Below are 12375 nucleotides of genomic sequence, written 5' to 3' on the forward strand. Positions count from 1 at the left end.
GTCGGTCTCCCCCTGGTCATGTCGGATTCCAAGGACAACACCCCCGGTTTTTTCCGCAAGGTCGTCCGGTTCGTCGCCAATCCGACGACCGACTGGGCCGACCTGAGCCATCCGGCGGCGGAATCGCGGGAAAGCGAGTACGCCAAGTCCGAACTGAAGGCGATGATCGAGCGCAAGCGGCGCAACGATTTCGTGCGCAAGCGCGAGTTCGACATGCTGCGCAAGGTGCGCCGCGAGGGCCTCACCGACGCCAACGTGGGCATGCTCGATGCCACGTCCAACCTCGACGAGGTGGACCTGCGCGGCGCGCTCGTCCGCTCCGACGTGGTCGAGGTCAAGGCCAAGATCGACGAGATCGAGCAGCAGATGGTGGGCGAATCCATCGGCACGCGTCGCTCACCCTCGTTCTACAACGCCCCGACCCAGCCGGCCGCGCTGGACGGCCCCTCGACCCGCTCGCTCGGCGCCGAACCCGCGGCCGGACCCAGCGGTGCCGCAGCCCTGGGCGACAGCCCGGCCGGGCCGCCGGCGGTGGTCGTCGGCCCGGCAGACCCCCCGGCCCCCGTGGCGCCCCCGCAAGCCGCGCCCGCTGCGCTGGGCGAAGGCTTTGCGGTGGAAGTGAGCGAGGTCGTCCACGATCCCGAGCTCGACGAGGCGGTGATCGCCTTTGCTAACGCCGATTTCGACGCCTGTGAACAATCCCTGGTCGCCATGGTGCACCCCGGCGCCAGCCGTGCACAGCATGCCGACACCTGGATGGTGCTGTTCGACCTGTACCGCGCCACCGGCCAGCAGCCCAAGTTCGAGGGCCTGGCCCTGGACTACGCGCAGCAGTTCGGCTGGTCGGCGCCCCAGTGGTTCTCGTTGCCGCGCATGGTGGCCGAAGCCGCCGCCGAAGAGGCGCCGATGACCGGCGCGGCGCGGCTGGAAGGTCCCATCGGCTGGGTCTGCCCCGAGCAGCTCGACGTCGACGCGGTGGCGCGGCTGCGCTCGCAGAGCCTGCAGATGCCCCTGCCCTGGGTGCTGGACTGGAGCCCGCTGCGCCGTGTGGATGCCGAGGCCGCCGCGCAACTGAGCGAGCTGTTTCGCCATTGGGCGCGCGAGCCGCTGGAGATGCACTGGCTGGCCGGCGAGCAGTTGCTGCAGATCCTGTCCGACGCCGCCCCCACCGGCGTGCGCGATGCCGACCCGGCCCTGTGGCTGCTGCGTCTGGACGTGCTGCGCCTGGCCAACCGCCCCGACCAATTCGACGAGGTGGCGATCGACTATTGCGTCACCTACGAGGTCTCCCCGCCATCCTGGGAGGCTGCGCGCTGCGTGGTCAAGCTCGGCGGGGGCGCGGGCCTGCCCTCGGCCTCCACGGCCCCGCTGTCGGTGGTCAGCGACGTCTCCACCAGCTTCGTCGAGTCGCAGCTCGCCGATGAAGCCTTGGTGCAGGTGGCCTCACTGGAACTGTCGGGCCAGCTCGTTGGGGACATCTCCGAGACACTCAAGGGCCTGGATGCCCGCCTGGGCAATGCCTCGATCGTCCATGTCTCGTGCACCCGCCTGATCCGGGTGGACTTCATCGCCGCCGGTGACCTGCTCAACTGGGTGCTCAACCGCCGTGGCGAGAACCGCCACATCGTGTTCGAGGACACCCACCGGCTGGTGGCGCTGTTCTTCGGCGCCATGGGCATCACCGAGCATGCCCGGGTCAAGGTGCGCAACGTCTGAAAGGGTGCGCGCGTCTGCGGCCGCACGGCGGCCCCGGACCCGAAGGGGCCGCCGCCGCGCTTGAATCCTCCCCCATCTCCCCCATCTGAGACAGTCCATGGAACCCTTTCACGGCACCACCATCGTCAGCGTGCGCCGCGGCCACCAAGTCGCCCTGGGCGGCGACGGCCAGGTCACGCTCGGCCACATCGTCGTCAAGGCCTCAGCCCGCAAGGTGCGCAAGCTGTACCGCGACCAGGTCCTGGCCGGCTTTGCCGGCGCCACGGCCGATGCCTTCACGCTCTTCGAACGCTTCGAGGCCAAGCTGGAGAAGCACCAAGGCCACCTCGTGCGCGCCGCCATCGAGCTCACCAAGGACTGGCGCACCGACCGCGTGCTGCGCCGCCTGGAAGCCATGCTCGCCGTGGCCGACCGCGAGACCTCGCTGATCATCACCGGCAATGGCGACGTGCTGGAACCCGAGCACGGCATCATCGCCATCGGCTCGGGCGGCGCCTACGCCCAGGCGGCCGCCCGTGCCCTGCTGGAGCACACCGAGCTGGCCGCGCCCGAGATCGTCAAGAAGTCGCTCGAGATCGCCGGCGACCTGTGCATCTACACCAACCACCACCACACGATCGAGGTGCTGGGATGAGCGCCATGACGCCCCAGGAGATCGTCTCCGAACTCGACCGCCACATCATCGGCCAGCAGCAGGCCAAACGCTCGGTGGCCATCGCGCTGCGCAACCGCTGGCGCCGCCAGCAGGTGGATGAGAAGCTGCGCCCCGAGATCACGCCCAAGAACATCCTGATGATCGGCCCCACCGGCGTGGGCAAGACCGAGATCGCGCGCCGCCTGGCCCGCCTGGCCGATGCGCCCTTCATCAAGGTGGAGGCCACCAAGTTCACCGAGGTGGGCTATGTGGGCAAGGACGTGGACTCCATCATCCGCGACTTGGTGGACATGTCGGTCAAGCAAACGCGCGAGGCCGAGATGCGCAAGCTGCGCTCGCGCGCCGAGGATGCCGCCGAGGAGCGCATCCTGGACGTGCTGGTGCCTGCGCCGCGCAGCGACTTCGGCCTGGCCCCCGCCTCGACCCCCGACAGCCCCGCGCGTCAGACCATGCGCAAGCGCCTGCGCGAAGGTCAGCTCGACGACAAGGAAATCGAAATCGAGGTGGCTGACCCCCGCCCCGCGCTGGAGATCATGGGCCCACCGGGCATGGAGGAGATGACCGAGCAGTTGCGCGGCCTGTTCTCGCAGTTCGGCGCGGCCAAGCGCAAGACCCGCAAGCTCAGAATCGCCGAGGCGCTGAAGCTGCTGGTGGACGAGGAAGCCGCCAAACTGATCAACGAGGACGAGATCCGCACCCGCGCGCTGGCCAATGCCGAGCAGAACGGCATCGTCTTCATCGACGAGATCGACAAGGTGGCCTCGCGCTCGGACGTGGGCGGTGCCGACGTGTCGCGCCAGGGCGTGCAGCGCGACCTGCTGCCGCTGGTGGAGGGCACGACCGTCAACACCAAGTACGGGATGGTCAAGACCGACCACATCCTCTTCATCGCCTCGGGCGCCTTCCACCTCAGCAAGCCCAGCGATCTCATCCCCGAGCTGCAGGGGCGCTTCCCGATCCGCGTCGAACTGGGGCCCCTGTCGGTGGAGGACTTCGAGGCCATTCTGACGCAGACCCATGCCAACCTGACGCGCCAGTACCAGGCCCTGCTCGCCACCGAGGGCGTGACACTGGAGTTCACGCCCGAGGGCATTCGCCGCATCGCGCAGATCGCCTACGAGGTGAACGACCGCACCGAAAACATCGGTGCGCGCCGCCTGTCCACCGTGCTCGAAAAGCTCCTCGACGAAGTCTCCTTCGAGGCCAGCCGGCTCGAAGGCCAGACCGTCACGATCGACGCCGCCTACGTGGACGCCCGGCTGGCCGAGCTGGCGAAAGACGAGGATCTCTCGCGCTACATCCTCTGAGTAACCGTCTTCCGAATCAAGCAGTGTGAAGCGGCAGGCTCAGAGCGCCCGCTTGGCTTGCGCGCGTCGATGCGCGATGTGCAGCAGGCCGTCGAAGATCAGCGTCTCGACCAGCTCGAATTCCTGGCCCAGGTGGGGGGCCATCTTCCATCCCGCCCCCCCGGTCAGCCAGCACGAAGGCGGCTCGCCGCAGCGCTCGGTGAGGTTGTGGTACATCCGGTCGATCGCCCCGGCGATCGCGAAGGTGCCGCCGGTGGTCAGTGCATCGCTGGTGTTGGTGGGGAAGTCGCGCACCTCCCCGGTGGGCACGCGCAGGCCCGCCGTGCCGCTTTCCAGCGCGCGCAGCATGATGCCGTGGCCGGGCAGGATGAGGCCTCCAAGGAAGTGGCCGCTCGCATCCAGCGCATCGACGGTCACGGCCGTGCCCACCATCACCACCAGCGCCGGACGCGGCCGACCGCCGTTGAGCAGGTGCCAGCGCGCGCCGATCATCGCAACCCACCGGTCCGCGCCCAGGCGCGACGGATGGTCGTAGCCGTTGATGACCTCGTCCTCCTGGCTGCTGGCGACCACCCACACCGGGGGGAAGTCCCACAGCTCCTCGATCTGCTCTTCGACGCGGCGACGCACCGCATCGCTGGCCACGCAGCAGCCGATCATCGCCTCAGGCGCGGCCAGGTCCTTCCACTCGTCCTCGGCCAGGGTGTCGATGTTCTCGATGAACACCGCCCCATGCGCCAGCAGGCGCGCGCCGGGGTGCATGGCGTCGTAGACGGCCCACTTCAGGCGCGTGTTGCCGATGTCGATGGCGAGGAAGCTCATGGGGTGGCATTATGGGTGCGATGGGCGCCGGGCGTGCGCCCCACAGGAGACATCATGGCCCCGCCCCGCTTCCCGGTCCTGAAGGATCCGCGCTTCGAAGGCTGGCATTTCCACCAGGCCGACGGCCGCGACGGGCGAGCACCGGTGCATCTGGAGCGGCTGTCTGCGGCGGACAAACCCTTTGCCAACGGCCCGAAGAACGGCGACCGGGAGCGCGTGGAGCAATTGGCCGAGGAGCTCGACCTGCTGCAGGAGCATTTCTATGCGGACGGGCGTCACAAGCTGCTGGTGGTGTTGCAGGGCATGGACACCAGCGGCAAGGACGGCACGGTGCGCAGCGTGTTCGGCCGCATGAGCCCGCTGGGTGTGCACACCGTGGCCTTCAAGGCGCCCAACAGCACCGAACTGGCCTACGACTACCTCTGGCGCGTGCACCAGCGCGTGCCACGCGCCGGCGAGATCGTGATCTTCAACCGCAGCCACTACGAGGACGTGCTGGTGCCGGTGGTCGAAGGCTGGATCGATGAGGACGAGACGCAACGCCGCTACCGCCACCTCTGCGACTTCGAGCGCATGCTGGCCGAGACCGGCACCGTCATCGTCAAGTGCATGCTGCACATCTCGAAGGACGAGCAAAAGGAGCGCTTGCAGGCCCGCCTGGACGACGACCGCAAGCACTGGAAGTTCGACCCGCGCGACCTGCACGCCCGCGCCCGCTGGAACGACTACCAGCGGGCCTACGAGGCCGCCCTGGCCGCCACCGCCACCCCCTGGGCGCCATGGACGGTGGTCCCCGCCGATTCCAAGACCCACCGCAATCTGATGGTCGCCACGCTGATCCGCGACGTGCTCCAGGGCCTGGACCTGCGCTACCCGCGACCCGACTTCGACCCGAAGAGCATCCGGATCGACTGAAACCTAGGGTTATCCATAGGCCGGCGGCTTCAGGGGGCCGGTCTGCCAGACTTTGATGGCATGATTGACGTTGACGTAAACGTCAATTCGAGCCCCACCCCGTCCAACCCACAGGCTGTCCCGAGATGACCGACCTTTCCGCCGAATACCAGGCCCTGGCCGCGTACCGTCCGACCCACAAGGTGCGTTTCGTCACCGCCGCCTCGCTCTTCGACGGCCACGACGCCTCGATCAACATCATGCGGCGCATCCTGATGAGCATGGGGGCCGAGGTGATCCACCTGGGTCACAACCGCTCGGTGGACGAGGTGGTGACCGCCGCCTTGCAGGAAGACGCCCACGGCATCGCGATCAGCTCCTACCAGGGCGGGCATGTCGAGTACTTCAAGTACATGGTGGACCTGCTGCGCCAGCGCGGGGGCGAGCACATCCAGGTTTTCGGCGGCGGCGGCGGCGTGATCGTGCCGACCGAGATCCGCGAACTGCAGGACTACGGCGTGGCGCGCATCTACAGCCCCGAGGACGGCCAGCGCATGGGGCTGCAGGGCATGATCGGCGAGATGCTGATGCGCGCCGACCAGGATCTTTCAGTGCACGCCCCGCGCGAGCTGTCCGCGCTGGAGGGCCATGATGACCGGGCCTGGCGCGCGCTGGCCCGGCTCATCACGGCGCTGGAGGCCGGCACAGTCCCTGCCGCGCTGCGCGAGGCTGTGCATCAGCGCGCGGCGCAGGCGCGCATCCCGGTGCTGGGCATTACCGGCACCGGCGGGGCGGGCAAATCCAGCCTCACCGACGAACTCATCCGCCGCTTGCGCCTGGACCAGGACGACCAGCTTCGCATCGCGGTCATCAGCATCGACCCGTCTCGGCGCAAGAGCGGCGGCGCGCTGCTGGGCGACCGCATCCGCATGAACGCGATCGGCCCGTGGCAGCAGGGCCCGCGCGTGTACATGCGCAGCCTGGCCACGCGCGAGGCCGGCAGCGAGATCAGCCAGGCCCTGCCCGACGTGGTGGCCGCCTGCAAGGTCGCCGGCTTCGACCTGGTGATCGTCGAGACCTCCGGCATCGGCCAGGGCGATGCGGCCATCGTGCCGCACGTGGACGTGCCCATGTACGTGATGACGCCGGAGTTCGGCGCGGCCAGCCAGCTCGAGAAGATCGACATGCTCGACTTCGCCGAGTTCGTGGCGATCAACAAGTTCGACCGCAAGGGGGCGCTGGACGCCCTGCGCGACGTGGCCAAGCAGGTGCAGCGCAACCGCGAGGCCTTCGGCCAGCGCCCCGAGGACATGCCCGTCTTCGGCACCATGGCCAGCCGCTTCAACGACGACGGCGTGACCGCGCTGTACCAGGCGCTGCGCCAGCGGCTGGCCGAGCTGGGCCTGCCGGTGAAGGAGGGCCGGCTGCCGGCGGTCTCGACCCGCCACAGCACCCACCAGAACCCCATCGTGCCGCCTGCGCGCACCCGCTACCTGGCCGAGATCGCCGACACGGTGCGCGGCTACAAGGCTCGGGCGCGCAAGCAGTCGGCCCTGGCGCGCGAGATCCAGCAGTTGCGCGAATCGGCACGCATGCTCAAGGAGGCCATCCCGGAGAAGAACAAGGCTGTGGAAGCCCTGCTCGAGCAGGCGCAGCGGCGCGAGGCCCAGCTCGAGCCGACGGCGAAAAAACTGTTGGCCCAGTGGCCGCAGATGCAGCAGGCCTACGCGGGCGACGAGTACGTCGTGAAGATCCGCGACAAGGAGATCCGCACCTCGCTCGTGCACACCACGCTGTCGGGCAACAAGATCCGCAAGGTCGCCCTGCCCAGCTTCGAGGATCATGGCGAACGCCTGAAGTGGCTGATGCTGGAGAACGTGCCCGGCTCCTTCCCCTACACCGCCGGTGTGTTTGCCTTCAAGCGCGAGGGCGAGGACCCCACCCGCATGTTCGCCGGCGAGGGAGACCCGGCACGCACCAACCGGCGCTTCAAGCTGCTGTCCGAAGGCATGCCGGCCAAGCGTCTGTCCACGGCCTTCGACTCGGTCACGCTCTACGGCGCCGATCCCGACCCGCGCCCGGACATCTACGGCAAGGTGGGCAACTCGGGCGTGTCCGTCGCCACGCTGGACGACATGAAGGTGCTCTACAGCGGCTTCGACCTGTGCTCGCCCCACACCAGCGTGTCGATGACCATCAACGGGCCGGCCCCCACCATCCTGGCGATGTTCATGAACACCGCCGTCGACCAGCAGCTCGACAAGTTCCGCGCCGACAACGGCCGCGAGCCCACCGACGACGAAGCCCAGAAGATCCGAGAGTGGGTGCTGGAGAACGTGCGCGGCACCGTGCAAGCCGACATCCTGAAGGAAGACCAGGGCCAGAACACCTGCATCTTCTCCACCGAGTTCAGCCTGAAGGTCATGGGCGACATCCAGGAGTACTTCGTGCACCACAAGGTGCGCAACTTCTACTCGGTGTCCATCAGCGGCTACCACATCGCCGAAGCCGGCGCCAACCCGATCAGCCAGCTCGCCTTCACGCTGGCCAACGGCTTCACCTTCGTGGAAGCTTACCTGGCCCGTGGCATGCACATCGACGACTTCGCGCCCAACCTGTCCTTCTTCTTCAGCAATGGCATGGACCCTGAGTACACCGTGCTGGGCCGCGTGGCGCGGCGCATCTGGGCCGTGGCGATGAAAGAGAAGTACGGCGCCAACGAGCGCAGCCAGAAGCTCAAGTACCACATCCAGACCAGTGGCCGCAGCCTGCACGCGCAGGAGATCGCCTTCAACGACATCCGCACCACGCTGCAGGCGCTCATTGCCATCTACGACAACTGCAACAGCCTGCACACCAACGCCTACGACGAGGCCATCACCACCCCCACCGAGGAATCGGTGCGCCGTGCGATGGCCATCCAGCTCATCATCAACCGTGAATGGGGCCTGGCCAAGAACGAGAACCCCAACCAGGGCGCCTTCATCATCGACGAGCTGACCGAACTGGTGGAAGAGGCGGTACTGGCCGAGTTCGAGAAGCTCGCCGAGCGCGGCGGTGTGCTCGGGGCGATGGAGACCGGCTACCAGCGCAGCAAGATCCAGGAGGAATCGCTGCACTACGAGATGCTCAAGCACACCGGCGAGCTGCCCATCATCGGCGTGAATACCTTCCGCAACCCGTATGGCGACCCCATTCCCGAGTCGCTGGAGCTGGCGCGATCGACCGAGGAGGAGAAGCAGTCGCAGCTGGCGCGCCTGCAGGACTTCCATGCCCGCCACGCCCACGAGGCGCCGGCCATGCTCGAGCGCCTGAAGCAGGCCGTGATCGACAACCGCAACGTCTTCGAGGTGTTGATGGATGCGGTGCGCTGCTGCTCGCTGGGCCAGATCACCCACGCGCTGTTCGAAGTCGGCGGGCAGTACCGGCGCAACATGTGACCCCCTGTGCCGAGGGGTTGTCGGGCCTGGCCCCGCGGCCAAAATGGCAGGGTGCTTGCTATTGCCCTTCGATCACTGCCCTGGCTGCTGGCCCTGGCCGGCAGCCCAGCCCGGGCCGTGGTGGACCCGGCCACGGGCCGCTGGACGCCTGGCATCGGCGACCCCACCGTGATGGGCTGGCTGACCGTGCTGGCCTACCTGGGCGCGGCCGCGCTGGCCCTGGTGAACCTGCTGGCGGCGCGACGCACCCGGCTGCCATGGCTCTACTGGGCCGTTGTGGCGGCCCTGATGGCCCTGCTGGCACTGAACAAGCAGCTCGATCTGCAAACCTGGTTCACCCAGCTCGGGCGCGACCTGGCCCTGGCCCAGGGCTGGTACGCGCAGCGTCGCATCGTGCAGGCCGGCTTCATCGTGGTGCTGGCCTGCGGGGCGGCCGGCGTCTCGGTGCTGCTGTGGCGCCAATGGCGCCGGCACTGGCAAGGCTACCGCCTCAGCGCGGTGGGTGTGGTGCTGCTGCTGGCGTTCATCGTGATCCGCGCCGCCACCTTCCATCACATCGACGAATGGCTCGGGTGGGGCCTGGCCGGCCTGAAGCTCAATCACCTGCTCGAACTGGGCGCCATCGGGCTGATCGCCGCCGGCGCCTGGCAGTGGCGCCGGTTCCATCGCAAAACGGTGCGCGAGTTCTTCCTGCGTCACCTCGGCGTGATGCGCTGAGCGCGATCACTCCTGCAGCGCGCGGAAGACCTGCCGCTGAAGACCCTGCAGGTCGAGTACGCGCACGCCGCCATATTCGATACGGATCAGGCCCTGGTCCTGCAGCACGTGCAAGGCCTCGTTGACCCGTTGGCGCGACAGTCCCACCAGCGCCCCCAGCTCCTGCTGGGTGATGCGCAGCAAGGTGCCCACGCCGGGATAGAGGACGGGATGGAAGAGCGCCGCCAGGCTGCGCGCCACACGGGCATCCGGGTCGTTCATGCGGTCGATCTCGCGCGCGGCGATGAACTGGCCCAGACGTTCGTTGAGCTGGCGCATCACAAAGCGGTTGAAGGGGATGCTGTTGTCTAGCAGCCAGTGGAAGGTCTCGATGTCCAGCCCCGCCACCAGGCTGGCCCGCAGGGCCTGCACGTTGTAGCGGTAGGGCTCGCGCTTGAGCAGCGTGCCCTCGCCGAACCAGGCGCCCGGCGGCAGGCCGGTAAAGGTGATGGGCGTGCCGGCCGAGGAATCATTGCTCATCTTGAGCAAGCCAGCGATCACACCGAACCAATAGGTGGGCGCACGCCCGATGCGGCACACCAGCTCCCCCGGTTCGGCCCGCACCACCTGGATCCGGGCGGCCGCCAGCGCGCGGTCGCCGTCGTCGAGATGCGCCAGCCAGGGCACGTCGGCCAGTTCGGCATCACTGGGCGAGCGGGCTCGGCGCAGCAGAGCACCGGCAGGCGGCAGGTCCTTGGACACGGCAACGGACACGGGTTATTCCCCAGGGGGGCGACCCTAGGATTGTCGTCAGAACGACAACACGACGTCAAACATCTTCCTAGCATCCCTGGCATGCGATGAGCCGGCAAGCGCCGGCCCCACCAGGAGACGACGGTGCAGACCACCTTTCCGAAGCTCATGCTCGAGCACGCGGCGCGCCGACCGGGCGCACCGGCCCTGCGCGAGAAGGAATACGGTATCTGGCAGACGATGAGCTGGGCCGAGCTGGCCGCGCTCGTGCGGCATCTGGCCGGCGGCCTGGCCCAGGCGGGCCTGCAGCGCGGCGAGCATCTCGTGGTGGTGGGCGAGAACCGTCCCCGCCTGTACGCCACGATGCTGGCGGCGCAGTCACTGGGCGCCGTTCCCGTGCCGCTGTACCAGGACGCGGTGGCCGCCGAGTTCGTCTATCCCATCAACAACGCCGAGGTCGCCTTCGCGGTCGTCGAGGACCAGGAGCAGGTCGACAAGCTGCTGGAGGTGCGCGAGCAATGCCCCCGGCTCGCACGCATCTGGTACGACGACCCACGCGGCCTGCGCAACTACCGCGAAAGCGGTCTGGACAGCCTCGATGCCCTCATCGAGGCCGGCCGCGCCTTCGACGCCCAGCATCCCGGCTTCTTCCAGGCCGAGGTGGACAAGGCCCGAGCCGAGGACGTCGCCGCGATGTTCTTCACCTCGGGCACCACCGGCAACCCCAAGGGCGTGGTCCACACGCATCACGCGCTGATCGACCGGGCCCTGGCCGGCGCGAAGTTCGACCGGCTCACAGAGCACGAGGAGGTGCTGGCCTACCTGCCGCCGGCCTGGATCGGCCAGAACTGCTTCAGCTATGCGCAGTGGCTCGTGTGCGGCTACGTGGTGAACTGCCCCGAGTCGGCCTCCACCGTGATGATCGACCTGAAGGAGATCGGCCCCACCTACTACTTCGCGCCCCCGCGCATCTTCGAAGGCCTGCTCACCAGTGTGATGATCCGCATGGAGGACGCCGGGCGCTTCAAGCGCTGGCTCTTCCACCACTTCATGGACGTGGCGCGCCGCGTGGGCCCGGCCCGCATGGACGGCAAACCCCTGTCGCTGGGCGAGCGTTTGGCCTATGCCCTCGGAGACCTGTTCGTCTACGGACCGCTGCGCAACAACCTCGGGATGAGCCGCATCCGCGTGGCCTACACCGCCGGCGAGGCCATCGGCCCAGACCTCTTCACCTTCTACCGCTCCATCGGCATCAACCTCAAGCAGCTCTATGGCTCCACCGAGACCGCCGTGTTCGTCTGCCTGCAACCCGACCACGAGGTCAAGGCCGACACCGTGGGCGTGCCCATCGAGGGCGTGGAGATCAAGCTCGATGCCAGCGGCGAGATCCTCATCCGTTCACCCGGCCTGCTCAAGGAGTACTACAAGAACCCCCAGGCCACCGCCGAGGTGAAGACGGCCGACGGCTGGTACCGCAGCGGCGACGCCGGCTTCCTCGACGCCACCGGCCACCTGAAGATCATTGACCGCGCCAAGGACGTGGGGCGCATGGCCGACGGCTCGATGTTCGCGCCCAAGTACATCGAGAACAAGCTCAAGTTCTTCCCGCACATCAAGGAGGCCGTGGCCTTCGGAGACAAGCGCGACAAGGTCTGCGCCTTCATCAACATCGACTTCGAGGCCGTGGGCAACTGGGCCGAAAAGCGCAACCTGCCCTATGCCGGCTACACCGACCTGGCACAAAAACCCGAGGTCTACGAGCTCATCCGCGAATGCGTCGAGAAGGTCAATGCCGACCTCGCCCAGGACGAGAAGCTCGCGGGCAGCCAGATCAGCCGATTCCTCATCCTGCACAAAGAACTCGACGCCGACGACGGCGAACTCACCCGCACGCGCAAGGTGCGCCGCAGCTACATCGCCGAGAAGTATGGCGTCCTGGTCGACGCGCTGTACGGTGGTAAGACCTCGCAGTACATCGAGACCCAGGTCAAGTTCGAGGACGGCCGCACCGGCGTCGTCAGCGCCGACCTGCGCATCGTCGACACCAAGACCTACCCTGCCGTGAAGAGGGCTGCCTGATGACCACTGCCAC

At 67.8% G+C, this 12375-nt stretch carries 9 protein-coding genes; 7 read left to right on the forward strand and 2 right to left on the reverse strand.

Features of this window, described 5'->3' with window-relative positions:
* Nucleotides 1–18 precede the first annotated feature (18 nt).
* From AC1ECW_RS09630 to hslU, 3 genes are all read left to right on the forward strand, one after another.
* Nucleotides 19–1716, forward strand: a complete 1698-nt coding sequence (locus tag AC1ECW_RS09630) for an STAS domain-containing protein (RefSeq protein WP_481201720.1) — start codon at nt 19–21, stop codon at nt 1714–1716.
* Nucleotides 1717–1813: 97 nt separating this feature from the next.
* Nucleotides 1814–2350 carry an ATP-dependent protease subunit HslV gene (hslV, locus tag AC1ECW_RS09635; protein WP_481201721.1) on the forward strand — a complete coding sequence of 179 codons (537 nt, stop codon included), beginning with the start codon at nt 1814–1816 and terminating at the stop codon, nt 2348–2350.
* On the forward strand, nt 2347–3678 hold the full coding sequence (gene hslU, locus AC1ECW_RS09640) for an ATP-dependent protease ATPase subunit HslU (protein WP_409704275.1): 1332 nt from the start codon (nt 2347–2349) through the stop codon (nt 3676–3678). Before hslV ends, hslU begins: the two co-directional genes overlap by 4 nt.
* A gap of 39 nt (nt 3679–3717) precedes the next feature.
* Here the strand turns inward: hslU and AC1ECW_RS09645 are convergent, their stop codons facing one another.
* Nucleotides 3718–4500 (reverse strand): type III pantothenate kinase, encoded by a 783-nt coding sequence (locus AC1ECW_RS09645; protein ID WP_409704277.1) that lies wholly within the window; start codon nt 4498–4500, stop codon nt 3718–3720.
* 54 nt (nt 4501–4554) lie between these two features.
* Between AC1ECW_RS09645 and AC1ECW_RS09650 the strand changes: the two genes are divergently transcribed.
* The 3 genes from AC1ECW_RS09650 to AC1ECW_RS09660 all read left to right on the forward strand — a co-directional run bounded on the left by AC1ECW_RS09650 (nt 4555) and on the right by AC1ECW_RS09660 (nt 9551).
* Nucleotides 4555–5415 (forward strand): PPK2 family polyphosphate kinase, encoded by an 861-nt coding sequence (locus AC1ECW_RS09650; RefSeq protein ID WP_409704279.1) that lies wholly within the window; start codon nt 4555–4557, stop codon nt 5413–5415.
* A 125-nt stretch (nt 5416–5540) separates the two neighbouring features.
* Entirely contained in the window at nt 5541–8834 is a 3294-nt protein-coding gene (gene icmF, locus AC1ECW_RS09655) for a fused isobutyryl-CoA mutase/GTPase IcmF (protein WP_481201722.1), read from the forward strand.
* Nucleotides 8835–8885: 51 nt separating this feature from the next.
* The gene (locus AC1ECW_RS09660; RefSeq protein WP_481201723.1) at nt 8886–9551 is read left to right on the forward strand and encodes a hypothetical protein; all 666 of its coding nucleotides are present in this window, start codon (nt 8886–8888) and stop codon (nt 9549–9551) included.
* Nucleotides 9552–9557: 6 nt separating this feature from the next.
* Here AC1ECW_RS09660 and AC1ECW_RS09665 read toward each other — a convergent pair whose 3' ends face one another.
* Nucleotides 9558–10304, reverse strand: coding sequence for a Crp/Fnr family transcriptional regulator (locus AC1ECW_RS09665; RefSeq protein ID WP_409704285.1), 747 nt, complete (start codon nt 10302–10304; stop codon nt 9558–9560).
* A gap of 123 nt (nt 10305–10427) precedes the next feature.
* On the opposite strand from AC1ECW_RS09665, the gene AC1ECW_RS09670 reads away from it, so the two are divergent.
* Nucleotides 10428–12362, forward strand: a complete 1935-nt coding sequence (locus AC1ECW_RS09670) for an AMP-dependent synthetase/ligase (protein ID WP_481201724.1) — start codon at nt 10428–10430, stop codon at nt 12360–12362.
* The last annotated feature ends 13 nt before the right edge of the window (nt 12363–12375 follow it).

It is taken from the genome of Caldimonas hydrothermalis, from assembly GCF_056746695.1.

Excerpts from the sequence above, each read along its gene's own strand:
- AC1ECW_RS09630 (WP_481201720.1), top strand. The coding sequence starts at position 19 with ATGTCGGATTCCAAGGACAACACCCCCGGTTTTTTCCGCAAGGTCGTC.
- hslV (WP_481201721.1), top strand. The coding sequence starts at position 1,814 with ATGGAACCCTTTCACGGCACCACCATCGTCAGCGTGCGCCGCGGCCAC.
- hslU (WP_409704275.1), top strand. The coding sequence starts at position 2,347 with ATGAGCGCCATGACGCCCCAGGAGATCGTCTCCGAACTCGACCGCCAC.
- AC1ECW_RS09645 (WP_409704277.1), bottom strand. The coding sequence starts at position 4,500 with ATGAGCTTCCTCGCCATCGACATCGGCAACACGCGCCTGAAGTGGGCC.
- AC1ECW_RS09650 (WP_409704279.1), top strand. The coding sequence starts at position 4,555 with ATGGCCCCGCCCCGCTTCCCGGTCCTGAAGGATCCGCGCTTCGAAGGC.
- icmF (WP_481201722.1), top strand. The coding sequence starts at position 5,541 with ATGACCGACCTTTCCGCCGAATACCAGGCCCTGGCCGCGTACCGTCCG.